This is a genomic window from Rossellomorea aquimaris TF-12 (assembly GCF_001648555.1).
Lineage (GTDB): Bacteria > Bacillota > Bacilli > Bacillales > Bacillaceae_B > Rossellomorea > Rossellomorea aquimaris.
On the sequence record NZ_LQXM01000016.1, the window covers coordinates 19,003 to 43,666 of the forward strand.

Below are 24,664 nucleotides of genomic sequence, written 5' to 3' on the forward strand. Positions count from 1 at the left end.
CCCTTTATTTCCAAATTCGTTGAACCGAAGCTTGGCTTTGCTCCACTGTTACCAAATAAACGTCAGGATTTGAAAGAGCAAATAATTCTTCATACCCATACTTGTCATCAAACAACCTCAACAATAATGTCGTTAAATTCCCATGACTAACACATACAATGTTGTCTTCTTCTTTTGTTAAGACATCATCAACAAAGGACTGAGCTCGCTCCATCGCCTTTTGATTGGATTCTCCACCAGGTAATGATAAGGAGAAATCTTCAAAGCTCTTCTTTAACTTTTCCAACCAGTCAGGAAAATCCTGATCACTGAGGACCCTTTCTCCTAACCGATCATCTTCTCGAATAGTCAGGCCCGCTCGCTTGGCAAAGGGTGCTATAGTTTCAATTGCCCTTACAAACGGGCTAGAGTAAACGGCTTGAATCGAACGGTTTTCTAAGAAAGAAGCCAGGTGTATTGCCTGCTCCATTCCAATATCCGTTAAAGGTGACTGAAAAGGCTGACCTTCTGCTTTTGCATGTCGTACGATGTAAATGTTTTTCATGTACTTCCCTCCACTACTTCTTAACAGAAATGCTATATTCCATAAAATCCTTTGCAATGAATGTCTCAGGAAACACTTGGCGGGCTTCATCTCGCAATTCATTCCAGGACTCTTTTGCAAACCTTGAAGAAATATGTGTTAAAAAAAGGACTTTAGCATTTGCGGCTAATGCCGTTTCCCCTGCTTGCTTCGTAGTTGAATGGTAATATTCATGAGCCATTTGTTCCTGCTCTTTATTAAACGTTGCTTCATGGATCATGACATCGGCGCCTTCTCCCAGCTTGATTGCATTTTGACAGGTACGAGTATCACCTAGAATCGTCACAACTCTACCCGGAATAGAGGGGCCGATAAAATCCTTCCCATTGATTTCTCTGCCGTCTTCAAGAAGAACTGTTTGTCCTAATTTCAACTTTTTATAAACCGGTCCTGGTGGTAGCCCGATTGCCTGCAATTCATTTACCTCAAGGACACCTGGCTTATCCTTTTCTACAACTCTGTACCCGAATGTCGGAATCGCATGTTCAAGTTCTTTTGCCTCTACTTTAAATTCTTCATCTTCAAAAATAATACCCTCTTCGATTTCAACAATGCTTAGGGAATATTGAAGATGAGTTCGGCTTAGAGAAAGTGAAACCTCGATATATTCCTTTATTCCTTTTGGTCCATAGACGGTTAAAGGAGAATTTCCTCCTTGAAAGGAACGACTACCTAATAGTCCGGGAAGACCATAAATGTGATCACCATGTAAATGGGTAATAAAGATTTTTTCTATTCTTCTCGGTTTCAAGCTAGTATGTAAAATTTGATGCTGCGTAGCTTCTCCACAATCGAAAAGCCATACAGCACCTCGTTCTTCTAATAATTTCAACGCAATACTGGTGACATTGCGGAGTTTAGCAGGGACACCTGCACCCGTTCCCAGAAATAACAATTCCATTTTCACCCACTCCTAATACGACAATGTTGCCTCTATCATAGCATACACTTAAGCATCTTGACGCTTTAATACTTCCTGCAGTGAAACCTTTTTCAGTTTTCTCTTTGATAAGGAAACTGACACTAAATAAGAAGAAAGAATAATCCCAAATCCTATAAAGAAAAGAGGTATATTAATGGTTACGGGCAGTACATAATTTGTCTCTGACGCTAATGATTTTAACAATGTGTCGATACTAATGATGGCTAAAGGCACACCAACACAATATGCGATGATCACAACAGGGGTATAAATATTGATCATCCATTTAGAAATCGTTTTATCATCATATCCAATGACTTTTAATAATGAAATGGAATTCGTATTCTCCTCCACAATCAGATTGGTAATTAGAGTGATGATCACCAGTCCTATGACGAAAGAAAGACCCGACATAATGAAAATCGAATATCTCACTGGACCCATTAAAGACTCAAGAGACTCCATCATCTCTTTCTTATTTTCTATCATAAAGATATTATCCATTTTTACCGGCTTATCTGAAGTCCACTCCCCGAGATAACTATTTTCAGGATAGTCGTTCCATTCATTCAAGGTGTGGCGGTCCATGTAGGCTAATGAACCCGTATATAATTCTGCAACGCCGACAATTTCAAAGGTTCGCGACTCATCATTCGTAGAAAGCTTAAGGGTAATCGGATCCCCTTCATTCAAGTTGAATATATAAGACAGAACCTTGTTGATGATAATTCCATCTTGTAGGTTTGGAATCAAGTTCTCTCCTTTTTCATTCTGTAAGGATATTGTGGAGTTAGAAGATTCGATTCCATACAGTTGAACTTTTTCTTCTTCACCCTCATGTACCGCATTTGTTTCAGAAAAAGTAAATACGTTTTCAGTCGCTTCAGATGTTTTCAAACCTTGATAGTAAACGCCATAATCATATTGAAGCCCTTCCTTATATGTCTCTTCCATTAATGTATCCATAGAATTCATACTTACAAATCCATACATTAATAGAATGGTGGAAAACACAATACCGATTGCTAAATAAAACACTCTTCCAAGATTATTTACTACCATTTTCAAACGAAAACGAGCTCGGAATGACTTAGGTTGAAAACGAAACGTTCTCGTCTTATTTTCTAAGGCTCCAATTTGCTGAGGTTTTAAAAGGTGAATGGGAATTTTGGACACTTGTTTGGTGATCACAATATAACCTGTAACAAGAAGGAAAATGGTTGGAACCAGGATTGCTAAAAGGACCGAAATAAAGTCTGTTCCGAACTGTTTAATAATCGGAACATTAAAAAATTCTGTGTACAACTTCGTAATGGGCACAGATAATAGCCCACCTGCGATGACACCTAAAATGGAACCGAACAACCCGACAAACAAAGGATAAAATAAATACGCCTTCGTAATTTCTCTTGGAAAATATCCCAGTGAAAGCTGAGTTCCAATTTGCTTCTTTTCAGAATCTAAACGTCGTTTTAATAGAATAACGACCATCATAAGTGAAATAACCCCTATGAACAAAGGAAGAACAGTTGAAAAGGACTTGGTTCCTTTAATCTCTGTATTAATATAAGAAATTCTAGGATTATCACTACTATTCAACCATTTTAAAACAGGAGCCTCTTTGGAAATGGACTCTTTTAAGTCTGAAACGCTTCCTCTTTTATTCCACTTGCCAATGTAATAGGATGCGGAATCTTCTAACCCTTCAAATACATCTTCAGTCAAAATACCATAGCCGAAATCTGTGGCATTATTGACGATCTCACGTTCATTTTTAAGGGGATAAATATAATCTGGTAAGTATATAAAACCTGATATCTCTTTATCCTCTCCGTTCAACAGTATGGTATCTCCAATTTCCATACTGTTCTTACGTGCAAAAATATCTGAAATGGCCACCTCATTTTTCTCTTTTGGAAGTTGCCCTTTTTCAACATAGGCTTTATCTACCGTAGTCGTTTCATTAAAAAGACGAAGAGTTTTTTTACCATCATCCAACTCAACGTCACTCGTTAGACGCCTCTCCATTTCGACTTGATGCTTCTCCTCGATGAGCGTTATTTTCTCATTTGTAAGCTTCTCACTTGTATAAAATTGAAAATCCTCCTGAACATAATCTTCTGCAAAGGTGAGATTGCTCTTCTCAATGGAGGTAATAGAGGAGCGGAGCATTATAAAAAGCATAACCCCTAAAAAAATAAGAAAAATTGCGCCACCAAATTGCAGCTTACTATTTTTCATTTCTTTAAACACGCTTTTAGAAAGCTTTTTCATACCCATTTCACCTGCTCAGCAGAGAGCGGTGTTTTATTTTCTTCAAGGGCGACCACTTCTCCACTTTTCATCTTCACGACCCAATTTGCCATTTCACCAATTCCAGGATTGTGCGTAATGAGAAGAATGGTGGTTTTAAATTTCACATTAATTTCTTGAAGTAATTGTAGTATATTTTTACCGGTTTCTTCATCCAATGCACCCGTAGGTTCATCACAAAGAAGCAATTTTGGATTTTTCACTAGAGCCCGAGCAATGGCCACCCTTTGTTGTTCTCCACCACTCAGCTGATGAGGGTACTTACCCTGTTTATCTATCATACCTACCCGTTCTAACACTTCGTTGATATCTAACGGAGAATCACTAATTTCTGAGCCTACTTCTACATTTTCTTTTACAGTTAATGTAGGGATTAAGTTATAAGATTGAAAAATAAAGCCAACATAATGACGACGATAGTTTGTTAATTCCTTAACAGAAAAGTGATGAAGGGATTGAGAAAAAATAGTCATTTCTCCCGAATCAATTGTATCTATGCCCCCTATGACATTAACCAAGGTCGATTTTCCAGAACCGGAAGGACCTAATATGACGGATATGGACCCTTGGGGCAATTCTAGTGAAACTGATTTTAATGCTTTAACGATGATTTCACCACTTTGATACTGTTTACTTACGTTTTTTAAGGCAATCATCCATTTTCCCCCTTAAGTTAGTAAAAAAGGTTAAAGATACCTTCATCATATCGAGAAATAAAACCATATACAATCATTTTATGAAATATTTACATATGGATATTTCATAAAATTTATTTCAGGTCGCATTCTCTTTCTGATTGCAAATAATTTGCTAAATGGCTTATAAATCTTTAAAATTAGATAATTGTAAAGGATATTAAATAAGAAGAAACACAGGTATTACAAGCTAGGCAACAAAGATAAAGTGAGGTCATGACATTGAATAATTCAAATACACCATCGTCTCTTATTACCATTTTTGGTGCAACAGGTGATTTAGCCAAAAGAAAGCTGTATCCATCTCTTTATCATTTATTCCGCAAAGGGAAAATCTCAAAGCGATTTGCCGTAGTCGGTGTCGCTCGCCGGAACTGGTCAAATGAAGAATTTCAAGAGCATGTTAAAACGTCCGTACATAACGCCATTGGAGAAAATGAAAACATTGATGAATTTGTTTCTCACTTCTATTACCAACCAAACGATGTATCCAATAGTGATTCGTACAAGGAATTAAAACAACGCTGTGACGAATTAGATGAGAGTTACAACCTTGAAGGAAATCGAATATTTTATTTGGCTATGGCGCCAGAGTTTTTTGGAACCATTACTGAGCAATTAAAAAATCAAGGGGTTACTGAAACGGAAGGGTTTCAACGCCTTGTAATTGAAAAACCGTTTGGACACGATCTTCCTTCTGCAGAGAAATTAAATAGTCAGATACGTGAATCATTCTCAGAAGATCAGATATACCGTATAGACCACTATCTCGGAAAAGAAATGGTCCAAAATATTGAAGTCATTCGTTTTGCCAACGCCTTATTTGAACCGTTATGGAACAATCGATACATTTCAAATATCCAAGTAACGTCATCTGAAGATTTAGGTGTAGAAGATCGTGGACGCTATTATGAAAAGAGTGGAGCCCTAAGGGATATGGTTCAAAATCATATGCTCCAAATGGTCGCTCTATTAGCTATGGAACCACCAATTAAACTAACAACGGATGAGATTCGAAGTGAAAAGGTACGCGTTCTTCGTTCTTTAAGACCATTCGAACGAGATGAAGTGAAGGATTACTTTGTCAGAGGCCAATATGGTCCTGGTACATCCAATAACCAAGAGGTAAGTGGTTATCGCGAGGCTGAAAATGTAGATGATCGCTCCAATACGGAGACGTTCGTTGCTGGTAAGCTTATGATTGATAATTTCCGTTGGGCAGGTGTTCCTTTCTACATTCGTACCGGTAAAAGAATGGGTGCAAAATCAACAAAAATTGTGATTCAATTTAAGGACATTCCAATGAATCTTTATTACAATATGGACAAACCTCTAGCACCTAACCTGTTAGTGATTCATATTCAGCCAGAAGAAGGTATAACCCTTCATCTCAATGCTAAAAAGTCAGGTCAAAATATTGAAACAACACCTGTTAAGTTAAACTTTGCTAATAATAGTGTCGATGGAATGAATACTCCAGAGGCATACGAGAAGCTCCTATTTGACTGTATGCGTGGGGATGCTACAAACTTTACTCACTGGGATGAAGTGAAATTATCTTGGGCTTTCGTTGATAAGATTTCTGAGGTTTGGGAGCACACACGTGATGAACAATTCCCTAACTATGAATCAGGCTCGATGGGACCAAAAGCCGCTGATAATTTACTTGCAAAAGATGGATTCTATTGGTGGCCAATTACAAATCTAGACGTAGACCAATGCTAAAAGAGGTGTGAAAATATGAAAATTTATGACGTAACAGCAACAATCTTTAACGGCATGCCCGTATACAAAAACAAACCAGAAAAACAACCAACTATTGAAACAAGCACAAATGGACATGTAACGGAGTCTCGTATTACCATGGATGTTCACACGGGAACCCATGTAGATGCTCCCCTTCACATGATCAACGATGGCGATACTATCGAGACGATTCAAATTGAGAAACTTGTACGTCCTGTAAAGGTATTTGATTTAACAGATGTGGATGAAAAAATAAGTTTTCAAGATATTAAAGATTTAGATATTGAAAAAAATGATTTTATTTTATTTAAAACGAAAAATTCATGGGATACTGAATTCAACTTCAATTTTATTTATGTAGCAGAAGATGCAGCATCCTATTTAGCTGAAAAAGGCATCTCTGGTGTTGGAATTGACGCTCTTGGAATCGAAAGAGCCCAAGAAGGTCATCCAACACACCGTAGTTTGATGGGTAGTGATGTGATTATTATGGAAGGACTTCAATTAAAAGAAATTGAAGCCGGACAATATTTCATGGTAGCTGCTCCCTTAAAAATTGAAAACACCGATGCTTCACCAGCACGCGTGTTACTATTTGATGAATTGATTGGATAAAGCATGATAGAAAGCCGCTCTCAAAATAGAGAGCGGCTTTTTTTGTCATAGTCCCCTGTTGGATTTTATACAATTTCCTAATATGAACATAAACCTTTTGACAACCGCAGTAAAATGATGTAAATTAGCTAATGTACGAACGATAAACAAAAACTTAATTTAAATATTCGCTTTTAGGGGTGTTATATATGGAAAATGTATTTGATTACGAAGATATTCAATTAATTCCTGCAAAATGTGTGGTAAACAGTCGTTCAGAGTGTGATACAAGTGTAACTTTAGGGGAACGAACGTTTAAATTACCTGTTGTCCCAGCAAATATGCAGACGATTATAGATGAAAAGATTGCTATTTACTTAGCTGAGAATGGATATTTCTATGTAATGCATCGTTTTGAACCACAAAAAAGATTGGCTTTCACAAAAGATATGCATTCACGTGGACTATTCGCATCGATTAGTGTCGGAGTGAAAGAAGAAGAATACTCATTCATTCAGCAATTAGCTGAGGAACAAATTATACCTGAATACATTACAATTGATATTGCCCACGGTCATTCCAATGCCGTAATCGAAATGATCAAATTCATAAAAAAACACCTACCTACAAGCTTCGTTATTGCAGGAAATGTCGGAACTCCAGAAGCCGTAAGAGAATTAGAACATGCTGGTGCAGATGCAACGAAAGTTGGAATTGGCCCAGGTAAGGTATGCATCACAAAAATTAAAACCGGATTCGGTACCGGCGGCTGGCAACTAGCTGCTTTAAGATGGTGTGCAAAAGCAGCCAGCAAACCAATAATTGCTGACGGAGGCATTCGTACCCATGGTGATGTAGCGAAATCTGTAAGGTTCGGAGCAACAATGGTCATGATTGGTTCCCTATTTGCAGGGCACGAAGAATCACCAGGGGAAACAACTGAAAGAGACGGAAAGCTCTACAAAGAATACTTTGGTTCTGCTTCTGAATTCCAAAAAGGTGAAAAGAAGAATGTAGAAGGAAAGAAAATGTTTGTAGAACATAAAGGTTCTCTAAAGGATACCCTAATTGAAATGGAACAAGATCTTCAATCCTCTATTTCTTATGCAGGTGGTACAAACCTTGACGCTATTCGTCACGTGGATTATGTGGTAGTTAAGAATTCTATTTTTAATGGAGATAAAGTATATTAATTAATCTAAAGCATAAAAAAAACACCAACAGCTGTTGATCAGGGTTGGTGTTTTTATTTGACTATTTTCCCCTTACTCTGTTGATGAAACAAGTTTTATGAGTTCATCAATTGTTCCACAACACTTTTCAACTTCTGGCAAATGATAAAAGGTGCTGGTGGTTTCGATGTTATTTACTTCTTCTTCCGGTGAATAAAGGTAAATTCTTTTGCCATGCCCAATGGCAATACCTAATTCAATATGACTTCCTTTTCCCGCAGGAAATAAAACGATTATGACATCAGCTTCTATCACTGCTTCTTTTTCTTTTTGCCCTATTTCTTTTAAGGCGTCAAATGTTGTGGCCCTTTCATTCATCGTCCAATCGTATGTATGGATATGGCCTCTATTTTTCAACTGTTCACTTACATACCGAACTAATTCGATATTTTTAAAGCTTGATGCAACATAGAATTTCATTTTGTCCTCCATTCTGCATTGAAAATTGTCCAATAAGCGACTACATAATAGATTAAGTTTTCCTTTTAATTACTATAAGGAATAGTCCAACAGTAATAAAGATGAAAGATATTAAAAGTGCGTTGCCTTCGCCACTAACATTACCATATAAATACAATAAATATCATATTAGTTATTATTGAATACTCTATTTTTTTCATTAGTGAGGGATCGAATACATTTTTTAGTAATATCACCTTTTCACAGCAGCTTTGGATTAGAAAATAAATAAAGTTAGTAAACTAGGAGAAAAGTTTTACTAATTATGGTAGATTAACATAGAAGGCTATTTTCCAAATAAAGGAGGGTTGGTTCAGATGGAACTAATTATGATAATGTTTGTTTTTTTAGTTACGATGGGTATAAGTTCGGTTTTAAATATACTCTTTCTTATGACTGAAAAGAAACATTGGATCATGTCTCTTCTAATCAGTTCTGGTTTGTCACTCATTATTGTTGCAATGTTAGCAGGATGAAGATTATTACACTGCCAATTCCTACATTCTAATTAAACCCCTTATTTTCCTACTCCAAAGTCTAGCCACAATATATCAAATAGGTAAATAATGATCTACAATCTCCATGAGACGTTCAGTATTTTCTGATGGTACCCTCTCAGACAATCTTGCTGCAGCGATAATGGGAGCCCATTGAAAAATATCATCTTTGGACAAACCGCTTTTTTTACAATAAAGACGAAGATACATCTCGGCCAATTCTAAGGAAAACTGAGAATACAAAAGATACGTGCGATATACATCAGCCCGGACATCACCTTCACTTGAATCAACCCAATCTATAATTGTGACACCCTCATCTGATAAGATTAAATTGAATAAATGAAAATCTCCATGACAGAGCCTTTTCTCGACTGTCATCGAACTCATTTTATCTAATAAAGTAGACTTACGTTTACTATCCAGATTAGGGACAGATTCTATTTGTCTACATAATTTTTCTGACATAGGCTCAATCGAATGATCAGCTTCAATCCTATGTATTTTCAGTTGTATATCAATGGATATATTCATATAGTGTTCTGCTTGATCCATATTTTCAGATACGAGATTTCCAATTGTTCTTCCCTTAATATATTCCATTATTATAGCTTGCTTCCCCTCAATTTTCGTGACATCTACTATTTCTGGCACTGAGAGTCCACACGAATAAGCATACTTTTGTTTGTACGCTTCATTTTTTGCTTCCGAATCCGGTAAATAGTCCTTAAATACTTTAATAATCCTATTTTCATGAAGATAAACCTTTGCAGTACTACCATTTGCTATTGGATGGTCTAGATACATCAATTCTTCCTCCTGGAATTCGGTGACTTCCAATCAAAAAGCCGATTTCTATTGAAACCGGCCAAATGATTTCTGAAACAGTTGTTATTTACTTTTCTCCATGACTGCAAAATAGTTCTCTTCTCTATCTGCGAAGTTAAACACTCTCCCTGAAGGCATATTGACAATTTCTCCAACAGTGACATTTTTATCAAGTAAATGTTTATATAATTGGTCAAGATTTTCAGAGAAGAACATTAAGGACGGGGTGCCAAGATTTAATTCGGGTTGCATTTTGGCTATTAATTCTTTGTTGTGAAGAATAATACTCGTTTCAACATCCTGAGATGGAGCAATTTCGATCCATCTCATACCATGACCGTTCTCCTCTTCAGAAATAACTTTGAACCCTACTATTTCTGTCCAAAATTTCACTGCTTCATCCTGGTTATTCACATATACCATAATTTGTCCAAGTTTATTAATCAATGCTATTCACTCCTCTTATTCTATTTTTGGATCGATAGACTTAATGGAATCTTTCTTCATTAATTATTCTACAAATGGAGGTGTTTTCCTTCTTAATATTCTAGAACAAGAGAGCCCACATTCTATTAGCGTGAGAACATGATTGCTTCTGTTTCCAGCAACCATTTATCAATTGCTTTTACAGGGAAATAAAATTCCGTTCCAATTTTTATATATGGGATTGAACTTGTTGTAATATTCTCGTCTATACGGGGAAGGATCATCTGTAATTCCTCATCAGTAACCCCTAGGTAGCTTCCTAATTCAGACTGAGTTAATAATTGTTTTTCTTGGGTTATTTCTTCATCTACCCCTTTATCCATAACCACTTGTACATTTCGATTTAATTCTTTTGATACGAACCAACTGCCAATGACAATCGCTATTGCCAGTGAGAAAATTGAAACTGCCATTAATTGATACTTCACTTTAATCTCCTTTCATCTGCAAGGTCTACTTACTGAAGATGTTTGCACCCCTTAAAATGAATAGAACGACGAGCTATCCACGTCTCATAAAACACAGCTCACCTAAATCATTAGTAAACCCCCACTTTTCATAAAATGGTTTCATTTCAGGTCGACAATATAACTCAAAATGCTGTACATTCACTAATTTTGAGTGGTTTATCATTAGATACATTAATTTCTTACCTAAATCGGCATCACGGTATGAAGGCTTTACCATAACATCAAAAATGAATGCTTTATATACGAAATCAGTCAGTACACGTGCAAATGCTATTAGCTCTTTGTCTTTAACAAAAGCTACAATAACATCGGAATGGTCTATCATACATTGGACCTCTTCAAATTTCCGTCCCTTCGTCCACCATTCCAATTGAAACATTTCAGTTAGTTGTTTTATTTGATCTATATTAAGTGCTTCAATTATTTTAAATTCCATTTGTTACAACCTCCGCAAAATATTCAACGATCATGCCCAAGTCATTACCATTACTTTGCAGCTATTTGATCTTTAGTTTCGAATGGATGAAGGTTATATTCAATATGTATAGATTTAATACGACTACAACCTCAAATATATTCCTCATAACCCTTCACTTAATTGTTAATGCTATAGTTGGATTTTCAATACAACCTCATCCCACATTATTTCACCCGTTTTTTTAAAACCCAGGCTTTCATATAACTTTATTGCATTAACGTTTTCCGGTTCTGCACTGGTGTAAAATTCAATTCCACCGTATGTATTGATGATATGTTCTAAGAGTTGTTTTGTAGCTTGCTTTCCATAACCTCTCCCCTGAAAGTGTTGATCTATCATTAATCGACTCATTTCCATTCGATTTGTTTCTGAATCTACACCATACATTAAAAATCCAATCATTGACCCTTGATCATAGAAAGTGGGTATAGCCCATCAGTAAATTTCGACTGCAATAATGAGTAACAGTTATCTGCTACAAACCCCTTTTGATGATCAGATACTGATAATTGTACGCACTCATTCCAATTATCAACATCTATTTCCCTTAGCTCCAAATTCATTTATTACCCTCCAAGATTAAAGATCAACTATTAACATCTTTCTTCGTACTATCAAATTACTTGAAATCAGAACAATACGACCACAACTCATAGAAACTCAATCGTATTAATTAGAATCTCGCTTAAAAAAAGAAGTTCGTCGTTCATCAAGAAACTAAATTGTCATCTATACCTATTAATCTAATAAAATATTTACCGTATCATCCACATACTTTGTTGTATTATAGCCTCGGATTTCAAGCTTCTTAGGAATGACATCTTCTCCAGTAGTATCATTATATAATTCTATTTCTTGTTTTGTTTCAAAATAGCGCGGATGCTCAATTTGATCAAAAGGATATTGAATTTCTCCGATTTTATATTTTTTTCCGTTTTTGTCCATCAACACTCCATCTCCGCCACTTATCCCAATTGAGACAATTTCCTGATTGTCATTGTTTATTACTTGAAAATGGACAGATTCATACACACGATCTTTGGACACATCATGGGTTAGGACTATTTTCCCCGGACTCCCTGTAAGTACCTTGTCAATGGAAATGGTATTTCCAACATATTCAAACGTTTGTGGGTAATCCTTAGAAGGATTAACCTCGATCGTTTTATGGTCCTCAATTGTTAAATGAATAGATCCAAATCGCACTTTAACTTCTTCTGGCTCTTCTAAATATAAAGTTTCAAAGCTGGCCTGGAGGGACCTCCAATCTTCTTGGAAAGAATCCATATACCTATTTCCTCCAAATAAATCAGCTTCTACTTTTTTATTATTTGTTTCAAGACTATCAAAGTTAATCATTTCAATTCTCTTCTTTGCTTCCATACTTTGAAAGCTATATTGAAGGAGCGTAACGGTTGGGGCAATGGTCAGTTTTTCAAATCTGATGGGAATTCCATCTATTTTAGTTTCCATATCCAATTCATGTTCAATTGAAGGGTGTTTGGTTACAGGAATATCAAAACTCCACTCCCCTTCAGCAAATTCAACCTCCCCATAAGGTCCCCCATTTTGTAAATCCTGAGGCAATTTTTGAAGACGTGAAAGGTTTAATTGGATTGTGTCCCTATCTTCTGCAATTGGTAAGAGACTGATTGTTCCCTTATAAATATTTTTGGCTTCATTATGTACCTTTTTTTGGTCCACTGGAGGGGAGTATCTAGGTTGCGCTATTCTACTCATCACGTAAATCTCATTTTCTATTTCTAAACCTTCATATTGACTCATCATGTATCGATTATCTTCATTTGTATCTTCTATTTCATAATATATCAGCGTCTGAACATCATCGGCGATGGCACTTTTAATCCTTACCTTCACCCCATTGCTTACCTCTTCCAAATTAAGTCGTTCTCCTAATTCATTTTGAAGAAAGAAACGCAATTGCTCATCTTCTTGATTACGCCAGTCCACCCATGAATAGTAAACATTTGAAAAGCTATTGGTCACAAATCCTGTACAGATCATTAACGTTAAGATGCTAGCAAATGCAAGACCGATGGATTTTCTCTTCTTGTTTTTCTTTGCCCGCTTCATTTCTGTTTCAACTACTCTGTCCTTTACTTTTTCCAGGAATTGAGGTGGTAGACTAATGTCATCGTGCACTTCTCTTAGGCGTAAGGTTACCTCCTGAAAAGTGGCCAAATCATCTTGACAACCGTGACAATGATAAATATGCATCTCAAATTCAACCTTCTGTGTTCTATCGATTGTTCTCCTTAAATAATCGATATAAAAAGGATGATATTCCTTACAGCCTACCAAAATTTCATCATATTTCATTTTTTCTTTAAGCAGCTGAATACCAGAAAACAATTGAGTTTTTACAGTATCCATTGAAATTTGAAGAACCTTTGCTGCTTCCTCCAACGAAAATTCTGATAGGTACGCTAATACAATCGCTTCTTTTTGTTGAGCTTCTAATTGGTCTAAAGCATAAAATATGTTCTGATGCTCTTCATCTTTCTTTAAAGCTAGTAAACTCGGCTTTTTATCACTAGAATACTCTCGACAAATCGTAATAAAAATGGAGGTAACCCAAGAATCAAAAGAGGTTTCTTTTTTTACATGTTTCCTTTCATCATATATTTTTACTATGGAACGATAAAAAACATCCTCTATTTCCTTATTCGTCCTCAAATACATCATTCCGAGAATATATAAGGATTTTTGATGTTGTTGAAACCAACTTATAATTGATTCAGTGTCCTTTTCTCTCATTTTACTGACCAAAAAAGGATCTGTTTCTGCTGTAATCATATCTGCCTTCCTTCCTTTTTAAAAAAGATATACTAATAATTTAATATTCCAAAAATTTATAGTGTACGGATTTTGTAGAATCGATTAAAGAATAGATATGAGAGTTTTAAAAAAAGGCTAGAACCATACAACTCTATCCGAACCAATATTACCATATTAATCCATTTAATTTAATACTTTAATTATAAAGAGAAATATTTATTTTCATGTTGTTCCAATTGTTCCATTGGGTTTAAAAATAGAATGAATCCCGTGTAAGACCATCCATCCTCCAAATATTTACTAACATTTGCGGTTTCATATGTTCTTATCGATGATTATGATCTATTTCGTTTCAGTAAAGCGATCATTTCATTATTTTGCCTTACAAGTTCATCAGAATTTTTTTTAATGTAAAAAATCCATCTAATCACTAGAATTGCTAGAATAAAAGGTAAGAAAGAAATGATAATTCCAAATAGACCGAACATTTCCATTTCGTCATCCTCCTGTTCGTTTAGTTATTTTCAACCTTATTATCTATACATACGGGTTTAGTTGAATATAAGTTTCAAAAATTCCACCATTCACTAAGTACTCCACTTAATTCCAACAAAAAAGGAAGCCTACCTTCTGAAAGATATGCTTCTTAGCTTTACTACCCTATATTATTTAAATTTTTTTCTTCTCATCCATTGTGTTGCTGCCCATTTATCTCCTATTATAACTGGTGCACCACCATGTAACGTTAACTCATTTAGGGTTTGATCATCATAAAAATATTCGAAATAAACTGCCATTCCCTTTTGTGGAGACACTGATAAATTCAGTTTCGGAAAGAACGTTTCCCCACCTTCTTCAACATCATTTAAGTACAAGACGAGTGTACTAATTCTGGGGTTACTCACTGGCTTAACGGATGCAGAGAAAAAATCAAAATGAGCTTTATACTCTTGTCCAACTTTATAATTCAGGATTTGAATACCTTCTCCATGTTCAACAGGTATATTCATAATTTGAGATATTCTTCTTTCAATCCTATCAACAACATCATGTTCGCCTTCATTAAAAAACATACTACTACTTGATCTAAGGTCATCAACTTCACGCGTATTTCCAATTTTTGAACGGAGCATACGTTCTTTAGACAATCTTATAAGTTCATCACATTCTTCATGGCTTAACACGTTTCCTAAAATGACGATGAGTGGCTCTTCAAATCTAGCAATGATGTTCACTTCTCGATCGTCCGTTTTAATTTTATTACCCGTGTGATGAAAAATAGTTTGTTCTTTAATCGATAATTCATTTGTATCCATTTTTAACTTCCCTCTACCTTTTATTTTTAATCTTGTGAATAATAAGAATTTTAAAGCTAGTGGACTGTGATTCTATTTCTAAATGTCTATTATCAGTTGTTTTTATACTGATTTTTATATTTTACTCCTTGATGTGATTTATTTCTATCATTATTTTCGTTCATTTTGTATTTCTTTTGTACACTTTCTTTTAAATAAACATATTGTTTTTGATTAGTATCTGAAAAAGCTTCTTCTCTGGTTGAAAGGATATCCATATACTTTATGTTTTCGTTAAATTGCGATGCTGTAAAATCATATCGACTACCATTAATAATATTATAAAAATGCCATCCGGCAGACAGCTTTGTTTTCCGTATTTCCCCACCCAAAATATCATTAATCACTAAGGTAGTTACTCCGCATTGTCCTTTTGCGGGGTTATTATGACTCCATTTTGAGCTTGATTCTGTAGACCAGGATTTTGATAAAATTAAAAGCAATTTTTCTATTTGTGTTTGTTCATTCTTTTCCATAAACATGCTCCATTTTCAAAGTGATTTTCTAAAAAAATTGATTGGATTCAAGCAGTGAGGAGCTCCCCTTCTGCCCATGAAAGCTGGGGTACATTATTTTTACATTAAGTTACTTCTGAACACAATGAGCTATATTAATGATTTCCTGCATAACAGACTCAACATCATCTTCCTTTTTAATAACAAATAAATGGTCCGCTTCCCCTGCCACAGGGTCTATCACGTTCTCTTTATAAGACTCATCCTGTTGTCGAATAAGAACTTCATCAAAAGTAGATGCAGTCCTAAATACAGCTGTACTTCGGTTACTGTTGGCTATTCGGGCTTTAAGAATATGATCTGGAACATCAAAATGAACGAGGATACTGATAAATCCTTTGCTGTAAAATTGGTCTAAAAGCTTCAAACGACCTCTACGATTTCTATTAGAATTGCAAATAATGAGATGATGGTCTGTCTCTTTTACTGCATAATCAACAATGGTTTGAGTGACAGCCTATTTGATTGTATTAGGTCCATGCTTTGGAAGTAGCTTTTTGTAAAAGGTATTGATAAATTCAGCATGGTTATCCTGGTCAATGACAATAGAGTTACACAGCTGTTTTTCTAATTTTTTTGCAAATGTTGTTTTTCCGCTATGGGTTTTACCGACTGTTATAATCACGAACCTATTCATCCAGACACCTCATTTGTCTAGTTTATTTTGCTATTTTCACAAAGATTGTTGTTTTAAAACAATGATCCCCTAACTCTCTGTTAACGAGTCTGCGCAAGATGGCGAGGGGAACTGCTCCGCTTGCAGCTAGCTTTTGGGGGCTCGGCACGTCCATATTACCGCAGGAGTCTATGCCGTTCCCCTCAGAGTTTGATACTATATGTACTTCCATTTTCATTTACATGAATGGGATACGTTGATGATATCTCCCAAACTATTAAACTACTTTTTTCATTGTCTTCATCTAAATACCAATTATTTCAAATTTCTACCATTAACTCAATCATTAATTTTTGTTAGCTCTTTTTCGTATACTTTGTTTCAATTCATTTCAGCCGAGTGAGTAAGTTTCAACGCTAACATTTGCTTCTCTCTCTCTATAACCTTACACTTACGATAGAATTAGGAATGGAAAGGGTGAAGAATGATGGCACAATCGATTAATGGAAAAACCGCTTATATAACTGGTGCTTCTCGGGGTATCGGAAAAGCAGTAGCATTAGAGCTTGCCAAGGAAGGCGTTCATGTTGGCTTAATAGCCCGTTCAAAGAGTGCCCTGGAAGAAGTTGCACTTGAAGCAAGGGCAATGGGAGTCAATGCGAGTGTGGCTGTCACTGACATCTCAGATATGGAACAAGTGAATGAGGCTATTTCAAAACTAGAATTTGAACTTGGACCAGCAGATATTTTGATTAATAATGCAGGAATCGGAAAGTACGGATTATTTTTAGAAATGGAACCGGAAGAATGGAAGAAAACCTTTGAAGTGAATGTTTTCGGAACATATCATGTTACACATGCCGTGTTGCCTCAGTTAATCAAGAAAAACCGAGGTGATATTATCAATATATCCTCCAGCAGCGGGTTAAAAGGTACAGCAAAAAGTACAGCATACAGTGGATCTAAATTTGCCATTCAAGGCATGACAGAAGCATTGATGCAGGAAGTTCGTAAAAACAACATCCGGGTAATGACACTTAACCCTAGTCTTGTTGCAACGAACCTAACCTTTGGGGACAATCTCGATGAGGTAGACAAAGAAAAATACATGCAGCCTGAAGATTTGGCTGAGTACATGGTTTCTCAACTAAAATTACACCCGCGTATCTTTATTAAACAATCTCTTCAGTGGGCAACGAATCCATTTTAGAAAAAGAAACTCCTATTGTGGATTTAAATAGTAAGTTGATTGGAACAGAAGTCCACACCCACGTTTAACTTGATTTAAAAGTAAAGTCAGAAAGGCTCTGAGTTAACTCTGAGCCTTTCACATTCTTCAATCGTTATTTTTCCTTTAATAATAGGTCTAAAATTATCTTGGTTTGTTTATTATTAATTTTGTAATATTCACCCAGGTTACTCGCGATCAATGTTGTATTATTGGAGAAATTTTCGTGAAAATATAATTCTTCTCTGGTTTTGTCTAGGTAGATTAATTGAATCTTATATTCTGGTTCACTTGCAAACTCGTATCGCGTAAACACAATATGGTTTGAACGATTTAGTATTCCACTAACAGTCCCGATCTCTTCTTTATCTACTGTTTGCATTTCTTTTTCAAATGGTTCATCATATTTTTGTATTACAATACTTTCAATTTCTGAAAATCCGTTATTGAACATTGAATAAATGAAGGTACAAATAAGGAATGCCATTGCCAAAATGATTATTTTTCTTTTCATATTACCTCCGTTTACGTTTTCACAAATGATTCATCCGCTTTTATTCTTTTACTTAATACCAGTTCGCTTAATCATTCATTTCAAAAAAGGGGAGCCTCCATCCTATTTCTGATAACCCCTGTGAATAAATCAATCGATTATCATACAAAATCATACAAACTATCTTTCTATTTGAATCGGAGGAACCTTACGTTCTATGACATTTATTATTTGTTTAAAGACACTTTCATCAATGAATTCGCCATTATTACTAACTGCTGAAGGCTGATAGGCTCATGGTAATCGGAAGTCATCATACCTAAATTATGAGTAATATTGTCTTTATCCGTCCACTCGATAATCTTTGAATGATCCTCATCTTTTTTGATTTTCGCTTTTATCTCATCGTTTAAATCAATCATTTGATTAGTATCAATATTTGTTTCTAAGTTTTCAGTATGCATTGTTGTAAAATGAATATTTATCCTATCTTTATGCTTTGCATCAACATGAGAAAAATCAACAGCCGTTAAGAGAACCTTTCCATTTCTCATTTGATCTTTAGAAAAATTCTTATATTCTACCTTAAATGGAAATTTGGTAGGAACTTTCATTTTTTCTTGGTTTTCTTTTGGTAGTTCATTTACCTCTTGAGTGAATGTTTTCGGATATTCCTCTACTGGAAGCTCAAACGTTTTTTGATTGGAACATGCAATCAAGATTAAGCCAAGTACAATGATGAATATCCGCTTCATTATTAATCACTCCCTCTTTTATTACTAATTTACTATTCAAGGTATTCATCATGGAGACCACTACTTAAATATCTTGCCATACCGGTTTTCACTTTTCTAAATCCCAGTTTCCTGTAAAATCCTTCGTTACCAGAAGTGGAGATCAAGTGAACACAGGAAACATTGCTGAGTTCTCCTAGTAAATGATTTAATATATATTTGGCAATACCTGCTTTTTGAAATTCTTTATGCACGACTATATCATAAATGGCTGCATTAAATACTCCGTCTGAAATCGCTCTTCCAATTCCCACGATACGATTATTAGATTTAACAATCACTTTGACATTACTTGCATCAAAAACCTGCTTAATCACATCATTCGTGTGCTTCATCCATCCTACTGAGTGATATACTTCCTTCACTCCCTCTATATCTTCAATGAAAAGATCATCTTGTATTTCAATATTCATTTTATCCCACCTTAAAGTGTTCTCCATAAGAGAAAAGATCGTTATTCATTCAGCTATCCTCAACAATATCAGGAACTTAACTACTTTTCTTATATAAAGAAGACACCGGTTAAAGAGAATAAGAAGCACACTAGAAAAAATATAAAGTTTCTTTTATGTTTTTCCTTTTTACTATGTATATACAGTAAACATATTCCTAAAACCGTACCTAACCAGGCACATAACTTTGTAGCATCATGGCTATATGTGAAATTAAGGATTATTGCTGCAATAAACCCAATGGCCATAACTCCCAAACTTAACTTCTGCATAATATGTATCTCCTTTATTAATTGACGTACAATTTCATTTGAATTTTTACAATTATTCCTCTATATAGAATGAAAAGCTGAAGATTAGTAAACCAATCTTCAACTCACGCTTTTTAAATGAAAGATATCATAAATAAGCAATCATCATGACAATAAAACTGATTACCGTAAAAAGAACCGACCCATAAAAGAAGACTCCGACATTTGCTTTTAATTCATTGTCTTTTTGAATTTTCCATCCAGCCTCACTTGCTTCCAAAGTGGCTCCTTTTGATAAAGCTCCTCCACTACTGTTAAAAAAGAAAAGCACAACAGATAATCCAAGACCAATAAAAAAGCTCCATTCCCCATATGAAAAAGAAAAGACCATACTCCCTATCCAAACGATGAAAGCAATTGCCATAGAAGAGATTAGTGATCCTACAATAAGTTTGTTCATTTAACATCACCTCTTATTATTTCTACGTAAATAAAGTTAAAAAGTTTCATATGTACAGAAAATTCAATCAAATAGATTAGAAATATAAAAACAGCTTTGATGTATATAGATTCCATATAGAATGAGTTATTATTGATGGAATCAATGATCTCGTTTTATATGTGGTTACTCCTAGAAGAATCCCTGAAAGAAAAGTAATGATCCAATACATAGGATGAAACAATGAGAAAATTGCAGAAGATAACATTATTGCCATAGAGGGTTTTAGGAATTTTAAAAATAGGAATAACAGAACTCCTCTAAAAAATATTTCTTCCCAAATTGGAGTGAATAGCGTGCTGTCTATTACTCCTACAATATCTTCACCTATTAATAGACTATACTTGTAACTATTCACCAGATTTTCATCTAATAGTATCTCGTAGTGTAAACAAACCGTTTGTAAGGTATATGACAGGATTAGTGTCATAATAATATAAAAGTAAGAGGATGGTTTCTTTAAAACCTTGAAATCTATTAACGGAGTGATAATCTCTCGAGTTGATTTAAAGAAAAATGTTAGTATCAAGAATGATGAAAGCCATACAAATGTTTCAATCTGTGAAAAGTCAGAGTGAATAACCGAAAGCTGGTTGATCACAAATCCAGTAGACATGGCGAATATAAAATAAAGTATTAAACCGATATTATACTTCACAACAGTTCCCCCTATAGATAAATAAAAACGGGTATAACACACATCTTTTTTCAAGAAAAGCTTCCCATTAGTTTAATATTTTTTGTATTACTGTTGTTTAAAGAAAAGTGTTAAATGAAAAATAAAAATGATACTACAGCTCCTATCACTACCTTCATAAAAGAAAGTTTTACAATGAGTAAGCCCTCGTCCCTTTCAGTTACTTTATATACTGTCTACCAGGCATCTATGCCTGAATAAAACAAGGAAAATAGCCAGGTCATGAAAAAGGAAGAAAGATAATGAAAACAATTTCTTTACTCAAAAATCATCCCCTCCTATTGTGATACCCCTTTAATTTTATTAATCTACCATCAATAATTTTAACATAATTTACCTTTTTAGCGTATTTTCTTACATAAACTTTAAATGAAATCACACTTCTGTAAATCGTATTAAATTTCACCGATCCAGACCCTTATACTTTTATTAACAAAAAAATCGAGTGTGAACCTTTACGGTTTCACACTCGATTTCATTTGATATTTCTCCAATAAAAAATAATGAGCCTTTAAACTATTTATTTTTCCAACTTGTTTCCTTCATAAGTCTTCACATCTAATGGTGCTGCTAAATACTCAGGTGCTTTCCTTACAAATGAGGAAAAGTGCTCGCTTGTATTATGACTCTCAACAGCAGCTTCATCCTTCCATACTTCGACCATGGTGTAAACATTGTCTTTTTCTGTATCTTTCATAAGATCATAAGAAATATTTCCTTCTTCTGCTCTCGAAGCAGCTATTAATGAGTGAACCTCATTTAGAAATGCTTCTTCTTTAACTGGATTAATATGAAAACCTGCATGAATAATGATCATTGCGACTATTCCTCATTTCTAAAATTTTATTTCCACTCAGCAATCGTTTCAATTGGTAAACGAACTGATTTATAACCTGCTTCCGCTGCTTTCCCGATTGATATGAGCATTACTGGGTAGTAGCGTTTCTTGTCCATTCCATACGCTTCAGCAATTTGATCCTTTTCATACCCACCAATTGGATTTGTATCGTATCCGTGTGCTCGAGCTGCTAGCATTAATTGCATAGAAACTAATCCACCATCAATCAGGTTCATTTCTCTTAGCTGCTCAACTGGCATGCTTTCTAATATCCCTTTAATTCCAGGAAGCTGTCTATCTCTTACTTCAGCAGGCATATATCCTTCTTCCACAGCTTTATTATAAATTTCATCTGCATAATCAAGACTGTTCATGTCCGCGAAAACAGCAATCACAGCTGAAGAGGTTTGCACTTGAGTTTGATTGAACTTAGCAAGAGGTGCAAGCGTTTCTTTTCCTTCTGGGCTATCGATGACAACAAAGCGCCAAGGTTGTAGGTTAACAGAAGATGGTGCAAGAGTTGCCTCCTTAAGTATTTCAGTCATTTCTTCTTTACTGATCTTTACATTTGGGTCATAGTTACGGATCGAACGGCGACCTGTAATAATTTCGTGAAAGTCATTGATTTTTGTTTGATTCATATTGCATTCTCCTTTTTTGTGTTGTCTATAGTTGTAGTTCAATACCTAATTTTCAATATCCTGTACATTATCCTGAATGCGGTTTAGCATCTCCGATAATACTGAACGTTCTTCTTTCGTAAAGCTTTTAAAAACCTTAGAAATAAAAATTTCTTTCTCTTCACGGTAAGCTTCTATCTTCTTACGACCTTCATTTGTTAATCGAACAAATGTGAATCGGTTGTCATCAGGATTTTTACGGCGGGATACCATGCCTTTTCCTTCGAGCTGTTTAAGATGTCTTGTCACAGCCGCACTGTCAATATTGACTTGTCTTTGAAGGGCAGTCTGACTGATTTCTTCTACTTCAAACAATTTATGCAAAAGATCTAAGCGTGACTGACTAATCCCCGTACAGCGCTCAAACTTTGGGCTCATTTGCTTATATATATTGTTCAATTGAACGATTATCTTTTCTTCTTCACGACACGAATGAGACAAAGCATCACCTTTCTCTTATTTAATTGATGGGTCAATAGTTGACTCGTCAATTAATATATTACAGGTTGAATTCAATGTCAAACAAATAACCTTAATTGCTTGATGCATCAATAAACATCCACCTTTTATTCTATATAAAAACCCCCCTACTCACATATGGAGCAGGGGGAATTACATTATTTTTATTTCATCCATTCAGTATGGAAAATACCTTCCTTGTCTACACGCTCATAAGTATGTGCACCGAAGTAGTCTCGTTGAGCTTGAATGAGATTGGCAGGTAGTGTTTCTGTCCGGTAGCTATCGTAATAGGATAAAGCGGCTGAGAATCCCGGTACTGGAACACCGTTCTGAACAGCTACACTAATCACTTCACGAAGAGCATATTGATAGCTTTCTACAATTTCTTTGAAGTACGTATCTAAGAGTAAGTTATTTAGCATTGGCTCCCGATCGTATGCTTCTTTTATTTTTTGCAGGAACTGAGCACGGATAATACAGCCGCCTCTGAAGATCATGGCAATATCTCCATATTGGAGATCCCATTTATACTCATCAGATGCTGAGCGCATTTGAGCAAACCCTTGTGCATATGAACAGATTTTACTCATGTATAATGCTTTTCTTATTGATTCAACAATAGCTTTTTTATCTCCTGCAAAAGGTTCTGTGTCTGGACCTTTAAGCATATTACTAGCCTTAACACGTTCATCCTTAATAGCAGAAATAAAGCGGGCAAAGACTGATTCAGTAATAATCGGTAAAGACACGCCTAAATCTAAAGCACTTTGACTTGTCCATTTCCCAGTTCCTTTTTGGCCGGCTTTGTCAAGGATAACATCTACCATAGGCTTACCTGTTTCGTCATCTTTTTTAGTAAAGATGTCAGCAGTGATTTCAATTAAATAACTATCAAGCTCGCCTTTATTCCACTCTGCAAAAACCTCATGCAATTCTTCTGCACTGAATCCGAGAACATTCTTCATTAGAAAATAGGATTCTGCAATGAGTTGCATATCTCCGTATTCTATACCGTTGTGCACCATTTTTACATAGTGACCAGCACCATCAGGACCGATATAAGTTGTACACGGTTCTCCATCTACTTTGGCTGCAATATCTTTTAAGATTGGAGAGACAAGTTCATAGGCTTCTTTTTGTCCTCCAGGCATAATGGATGGACCTGTTAAGGCTCCTTCTTCTCCACCTGATACTCCTGTCCCTATGAAGTGAATACCTAACTCACTTAATTCATGATTTCGACGGCGAGTATCTTCAAAGAATGTATTTCCGCCATCAATAAGGATATCTCCTTTTTCTAAAAATGGCTTTAATTGATCAATGGTAGCGTCTGTAGCGTTTCCTGCTTTCACCATTAATAAAATCTTACGAGGTTTTTCTATAGATTGAACAAATTCTTCAATTGTATATGTAGGAACTACCTTTTTCCCTTTAGATTCATTTATCATTTCATCCGTTTTTTCTCTTGATCGATTAAATACACTAACAGAATACCCTCTGCTTTCAATATTCCATGCCAGGTTTTTTCCCATTACGGCTAATCCAATTACACCAATTTCTTGCTTAGACATTTAACCAACGTCCTTTCGTTTGTTAATTCTGTACTTTAAAATCTATTTTAATCTAACAAGAATACGAATGCGTTGCAAACAAAACAGTTTCTTTAGGTACTTGATTAACTT

The 24,664-nt window shown here is 35.3% G+C and carries 30 protein-coding genes and 1 pseudogene; 5 read left to right on the plus strand and 26 right to left on the minus strand.

Annotated features, from left to right (window positions below; genetic code table 11):
* Nucleotides 1-4 precede the first annotated feature (4 nt).
* The 4 genes from IQI_RS02005 to IQI_RS02020 are packed head-to-tail and all read right to left on the minus strand — an operon-like array spanning nucleotide 5 to nucleotide 4,474.
* Nucleotides 5-544, minus strand: a complete 540-nt coding sequence (locus IQI_RS02005) for a histidine phosphatase family protein (RefSeq protein WP_064090939.1) — start codon at nucleotides 542-544, stop codon at nucleotides 5-7.
* 13 nt (nucleotides 545-557) lie between these two features.
* Complete coding sequence (rnz, locus tag IQI_RS02010) at nucleotides 558-1,484, minus strand: ribonuclease Z (RefSeq protein WP_064090938.1); 927 nt, start codon at nucleotides 1,482-1,484, stop codon at nucleotides 558-560.
* Nucleotides 1,485-1,532: 48 nt separating this feature from the next.
* Nucleotides 1,533-3,779, minus strand: a complete 2,247-nt coding sequence (locus IQI_RS02015) for an ABC transporter permease (protein WP_064090937.1) — start codon at nucleotides 3,777-3,779, stop codon at nucleotides 1,533-1,535.
* Complete coding sequence (locus tag IQI_RS02020) at nucleotides 3,776-4,474, minus strand: ABC transporter ATP-binding protein (RefSeq protein WP_064090936.1); 699 nt, start codon at nucleotides 4,472-4,474, stop codon at nucleotides 3,776-3,778. The genes IQI_RS02015 and IQI_RS02020 overlap by 4 nt, the downstream gene beginning before the upstream one ends.
* A 255-nt stretch (nucleotides 4,475-4,729) precedes the next feature.
* On the opposite strand from IQI_RS02020, the gene zwf reads away from it, so the two are divergent.
* The 3 genes from zwf (at nucleotide 4,730) to guaC (ending at nucleotide 8,046) form a co-directional block, all read left to right on the plus strand.
* A complete protein-coding gene (gene zwf, locus IQI_RS02025) occupies nucleotides 4,730-6,238 on the plus strand; it encodes a glucose-6-phosphate dehydrogenase (RefSeq protein ID WP_064090935.1) in 1,509 nt (502 codons plus the stop codon).
* 15 nt (nucleotides 6,239-6,253) lie between these two features.
* On the plus strand, nucleotides 6,254-6,874 hold the full coding sequence (locus IQI_RS02030; protein ID WP_064090934.1) for a cyclase family protein: 621 nt from the start codon (nucleotides 6,254-6,256) through the stop codon (nucleotides 6,872-6,874).
* 188 nt (nucleotides 6,875-7,062) lie between these two features.
* Nucleotides 7,063-8,046, plus strand: a complete 984-nt coding sequence (guaC, locus tag IQI_RS02035; RefSeq protein ID WP_064090933.1) for a GMP reductase — start codon at nucleotides 7,063-7,065, stop codon at nucleotides 8,044-8,046.
* Nucleotides 8,047-8,118: 72 nt separating this feature from the next.
* On the opposite strand, the gene IQI_RS02040 is transcribed toward guaC, so the two are convergent.
* Complete coding sequence (locus IQI_RS02040) at nucleotides 8,119-8,505, minus strand: TIR domain-containing protein (protein ID WP_064090932.1); 387 nt, start codon at nucleotides 8,503-8,505, stop codon at nucleotides 8,119-8,121.
* Between the two features lie 356 nt (nucleotides 8,506-8,861).
* On the opposite strand from IQI_RS02040, the gene IQI_RS20780 reads away from it, so the two are divergent.
* Nucleotides 8,862-9,020: a hypothetical protein gene (locus IQI_RS20780; RefSeq protein WP_197489689.1), complete on the plus strand. Its 159-nt coding sequence runs from the start codon at nucleotides 8,862-8,864 to the stop codon at nucleotides 9,018-9,020.
* 75 nt (nucleotides 9,021-9,095) lie between these two features.
* Here the strand turns inward: IQI_RS20780 and IQI_RS02045 are convergent, their stop codons facing one another.
* The 11 genes and pseudogenes from IQI_RS02045 to IQI_RS02085 all read right to left on the minus strand — a co-directional run bounded on the left by IQI_RS02045 (nucleotide 9,096) and on the right by IQI_RS02085 (nucleotide 16,609).
* Nucleotides 9,096-9,848, minus strand: a complete 753-nt coding sequence (locus tag IQI_RS02045; RefSeq protein ID WP_064090931.1) for an aminoglycoside phosphotransferase family protein — start codon at nucleotides 9,846-9,848, stop codon at nucleotides 9,096-9,098.
* Nucleotides 9,849-9,932: 84 nt separating this feature from the next.
* Complete coding sequence (locus IQI_RS02050) at nucleotides 9,933-10,316, minus strand: VOC family protein (protein ID WP_064090930.1); 384 nt, start codon at nucleotides 10,314-10,316, stop codon at nucleotides 9,933-9,935.
* Between the two features lie 125 nt (nucleotides 10,317-10,441).
* Nucleotides 10,442-10,783 carry a hypothetical protein gene (locus tag IQI_RS02055; RefSeq protein WP_064090929.1) on the minus strand — a complete coding sequence of 114 codons (342 nt, stop codon included), beginning with the start codon at nucleotides 10,781-10,783 and terminating at the stop codon, nucleotides 10,442-10,444.
* Nucleotides 10,784-10,856: 73 nt separating this feature from the next.
* Nucleotides 10,857-11,261: a GNAT family N-acetyltransferase gene (locus tag IQI_RS02060; protein WP_064090928.1), complete on the minus strand. Its 405-nt coding sequence runs from the start codon at nucleotides 11,259-11,261 to the stop codon at nucleotides 10,857-10,859.
* 171 nt (nucleotides 11,262-11,432) lie between these two features.
* Nucleotides 11,433-11,705 carry a GNAT family N-acetyltransferase gene (locus tag IQI_RS20195; protein WP_082892541.1) on the minus strand — a complete coding sequence of 91 codons (273 nt, stop codon included), beginning with the start codon at nucleotides 11,703-11,705 and terminating at the stop codon, nucleotides 11,433-11,435.
* Nucleotides 11,702-11,866: a hypothetical protein gene (locus IQI_RS20475; protein WP_156509807.1), complete on the minus strand. Its 165-nt coding sequence runs from the start codon at nucleotides 11,864-11,866 to the stop codon at nucleotides 11,702-11,704. The genes IQI_RS20195 and IQI_RS20475 overlap by 4 nt, the downstream gene beginning before the upstream one ends.
* A gap of 175 nt (nucleotides 11,867-12,041) precedes the next feature.
* Nucleotides 12,042-14,120, minus strand: a complete 2,079-nt coding sequence (locus IQI_RS02070; RefSeq protein WP_064090927.1) for a sigma-70 family RNA polymerase sigma factor — start codon at nucleotides 14,118-14,120, stop codon at nucleotides 12,042-12,044.
* Nucleotides 14,121-14,437: 317 nt separating this feature from the next.
* Nucleotides 14,438-14,596, minus strand: a complete 159-nt coding sequence (locus IQI_RS20480) for a hypothetical protein (RefSeq protein WP_156509806.1) — start codon at nucleotides 14,594-14,596, stop codon at nucleotides 14,438-14,440.
* A gap of 171 nt (nucleotides 14,597-14,767) precedes the next feature.
* Complete coding sequence (locus IQI_RS02075; protein WP_064090926.1) at nucleotides 14,768-15,418, minus strand: 2OG-Fe(II) oxygenase; 651 nt, start codon at nucleotides 15,416-15,418, stop codon at nucleotides 14,768-14,770.
* A gap of 92 nt (nucleotides 15,419-15,510) precedes the next feature.
* A complete protein-coding gene (locus IQI_RS02080) occupies nucleotides 15,511-15,933 on the minus strand; it encodes a YunG family protein (protein WP_231893363.1) in 423 nt (140 codons plus the stop codon).
* 109 nt (nucleotides 15,934-16,042) lie between these two features.
* Nucleotides 16,043-16,609 (minus strand): annotated as a pseudogene (locus IQI_RS02085) (ATP-binding protein).
* 466 nt (nucleotides 16,610-17,075) lie between these two features.
* Between IQI_RS02085 and IQI_RS02095 the strand changes: the two are divergent.
* On the plus strand, nucleotides 17,076-17,798 hold the full coding sequence (locus IQI_RS02095; protein WP_064090924.1) for a 3-ketoacyl-ACP reductase: 723 nt from the start codon (nucleotides 17,076-17,078) through the stop codon (nucleotides 17,796-17,798).
* A 133-nt stretch (nucleotides 17,799-17,931) separates the two neighbouring features.
* Here IQI_RS02095 and IQI_RS02100 read toward each other — a convergent pair whose 3' ends face one another.
* The 10 genes from IQI_RS02100 to gndA form a co-directional block, all read right to left on the minus strand.
* Nucleotides 17,932-18,330 carry a hypothetical protein gene (locus IQI_RS02100; RefSeq protein ID WP_064090923.1) on the minus strand — a complete coding sequence of 133 codons (399 nt, stop codon included), beginning with the start codon at nucleotides 18,328-18,330 and terminating at the stop codon, nucleotides 17,932-17,934.
* Between the two features lie 206 nt (nucleotides 18,331-18,536).
* Complete coding sequence (locus IQI_RS02105) at nucleotides 18,537-19,064, minus strand: hypothetical protein (RefSeq protein ID WP_064090922.1); 528 nt, start codon at nucleotides 19,062-19,064, stop codon at nucleotides 18,537-18,539.
* 32 nt (nucleotides 19,065-19,096) lie between these two features.
* Nucleotides 19,097-19,516: a GNAT family N-acetyltransferase gene (locus IQI_RS02110; RefSeq protein WP_064090921.1), complete on the minus strand. Its 420-nt coding sequence runs from the start codon at nucleotides 19,514-19,516 to the stop codon at nucleotides 19,097-19,099.
* Nucleotides 19,517-19,605: 89 nt separating this feature from the next.
* Nucleotides 19,606-19,827 carry a hypothetical protein gene (locus IQI_RS02115; RefSeq protein WP_064090920.1) on the minus strand — a complete coding sequence of 74 codons (222 nt, stop codon included), beginning with the start codon at nucleotides 19,825-19,827 and terminating at the stop codon, nucleotides 19,606-19,608.
* Nucleotides 19,828-19,954: 127 nt separating this feature from the next.
* On the minus strand, nucleotides 19,955-20,266 hold the full coding sequence (locus IQI_RS02120; protein WP_064090919.1) for a hypothetical protein: 312 nt from the start codon (nucleotides 20,264-20,266) through the stop codon (nucleotides 19,955-19,957).
* A gap of 76 nt (nucleotides 20,267-20,342) precedes the next feature.
* Nucleotides 20,343-20,963, minus strand: a complete 621-nt coding sequence (locus tag IQI_RS02125) for a CPBP family intramembrane glutamic endopeptidase (RefSeq protein ID WP_064090918.1) — start codon at nucleotides 20,961-20,963, stop codon at nucleotides 20,343-20,345.
* A 559-nt stretch (nucleotides 20,964-21,522) separates the two neighbouring features.
* Entirely contained in the window at nucleotides 21,523-21,819 is a 297-nt protein-coding gene (locus tag IQI_RS02130; protein ID WP_064090917.1) for a putative quinol monooxygenase, read from the minus strand.
* 26 nt (nucleotides 21,820-21,845) lie between these two features.
* Nucleotides 21,846-22,481, minus strand: a complete 636-nt coding sequence (locus IQI_RS02135; protein WP_064090916.1) for a nitroreductase family protein — start codon at nucleotides 22,479-22,481, stop codon at nucleotides 21,846-21,848.
* A 45-nt stretch (nucleotides 22,482-22,526) separates the two neighbouring features.
* Entirely contained in the window at nucleotides 22,527-22,961 is a 435-nt protein-coding gene (locus tag IQI_RS02140; protein WP_064090915.1) for a MarR family winged helix-turn-helix transcriptional regulator, read from the minus strand.
* 182 nt (nucleotides 22,962-23,143) lie between these two features.
* Complete coding sequence (gndA, locus tag IQI_RS02145) at nucleotides 23,144-24,553, minus strand: NADP-dependent phosphogluconate dehydrogenase (protein ID WP_064090914.1); 1,410 nt, start codon at nucleotides 24,551-24,553, stop codon at nucleotides 23,144-23,146.
* Between the last annotated feature and the right edge of the window lie 111 nt (nucleotides 24,554-24,664).

Bases quoted from the DNA above. Each gene is read 5' to 3' on its own strand.
- IQI_RS02095 (WP_064090924.1), top strand. From the start codon at position 17,076: ATGGCACAATCGATTAATGGAAAAACCGCTTATATAACTGGTGCTTCT.
- IQI_RS02080 (WP_231893363.1), bottom strand. From the start codon at position 15,933: ATGGAAAAGAATGAACAAACACAAATAGAAAAATTGCTTTTAATTTTA.
- IQI_RS02100 (WP_064090923.1), bottom strand. From the start codon at position 18,330: ATGAAAAGAAAAATAATCATTTTGGCAATGGCATTCCTTATTTGTACC.
- IQI_RS02105 (WP_064090922.1), bottom strand. From the start codon at position 19,064: ATGAAGCGGATATTCATCATTGTACTTGGCTTAATCTTGATTGCATGT.
- IQI_RS02135 (WP_064090916.1), bottom strand. From the start codon at position 22,481: ATGAATCAAACAAAAATCAATGACTTTCACGAAATTATTACAGGTCGC.
- IQI_RS02015 (WP_064090937.1), bottom strand. From the start codon at position 3,779: ATGAAAAAGCTTTCTAAAAGCGTGTTTAAAGAAATGAAAAATAGTAAG.
- IQI_RS02110 (WP_064090921.1), bottom strand. From the start codon at position 19,516: ATGAATATTGAAATACAAGATGATCTTTTCATTGAAGATATAGAGGGA.
- IQI_RS02045 (WP_064090931.1), bottom strand. From the start codon at position 9,848: ATGTATCTAGACCATCCAATAGCAAATGGTAGTACTGCAAAGGTTTAT.
- IQI_RS02060 (WP_064090928.1), bottom strand. From the start codon at position 11,261: ATGGAATTTAAAATAATTGAAGCACTTAATATAGATCAAATAAAACAA.
- IQI_RS02005 (WP_064090939.1), bottom strand. From the start codon at position 544: ATGAAAAACATTTACATCGTACGACATGCAAAAGCAGAAGGTCAGCCT.
- IQI_RS20475 (WP_156509807.1), bottom strand. From the start codon at position 11,866: ATGAATTTGGAGCTAAGGGAAATAGATGTTGATAATTGGAATGAGTGC.
- IQI_RS02120 (WP_064090919.1), bottom strand. From the start codon at position 20,266: ATGAACAAACTTATTGTAGGATCACTAATCTCTTCTATGGCAATTGCT.
- IQI_RS20195 (WP_082892541.1), bottom strand. From the start codon at position 11,705: ATGATTGGATTTTTAATGTATGGTGTAGATTCAGAAACAAATCGAATG.
- IQI_RS02115 (WP_064090920.1), bottom strand. From the start codon at position 19,827: ATGCAGAAGTTAAGTTTGGGAGTTATGGCCATTGGGTTTATTGCAGCA.
- IQI_RS02030 (WP_064090934.1), top strand. From the start codon at position 6,254: ATGAAAATTTATGACGTAACAGCAACAATCTTTAACGGCATGCCCGTA.
- gndA (WP_064090914.1), bottom strand. From the start codon at position 24,553: ATGTCTAAGCAAGAAATTGGTGTAATTGGATTAGCCGTAATGGGAAAA.
- rnz (WP_064090938.1), bottom strand. From the start codon at position 1,484: ATGGAATTGTTATTTCTGGGAACGGGTGCAGGTGTCCCTGCTAAACTC.
- IQI_RS20780 (WP_197489689.1), top strand. From the start codon at position 8,862: ATGGAACTAATTATGATAATGTTTGTTTTTTTAGTTACGATGGGTATA.
- IQI_RS02075 (WP_064090926.1), bottom strand. From the start codon at position 15,418: ATGGATACAAATGAATTATCGATTAAAGAACAAACTATTTTTCATCAC.
- IQI_RS02040 (WP_064090932.1), bottom strand. From the start codon at position 8,505: ATGAAATTCTATGTTGCATCAAGCTTTAAAAATATCGAATTAGTTCGG.
- zwf (WP_064090935.1), top strand. From the start codon at position 4,730: ATGACATTGAATAATTCAAATACACCATCGTCTCTTATTACCATTTTT.
- IQI_RS02020 (WP_064090936.1), bottom strand. From the start codon at position 4,474: ATGATTGCCTTAAAAAACGTAAGTAAACAGTATCAAAGTGGTGAAATC.
- IQI_RS02130 (WP_064090917.1), bottom strand. From the start codon at position 21,819: ATGATCATTATTCATGCAGGTTTTCATATTAATCCAGTTAAAGAAGAA.
- IQI_RS20480 (WP_156509806.1), bottom strand. From the start codon at position 14,596: ATGGAAATGTTCGGTCTATTTGGAATTATCATTTCTTTCTTACCTTTT.
- IQI_RS02070 (WP_064090927.1), bottom strand. From the start codon at position 14,120: ATGATTACAGCAGAAACAGATCCTTTTTTGGTCAGTAAAATGAGAGAA.
- guaC (WP_064090933.1), top strand. From the start codon at position 7,063: ATGGAAAATGTATTTGATTACGAAGATATTCAATTAATTCCTGCAAAA.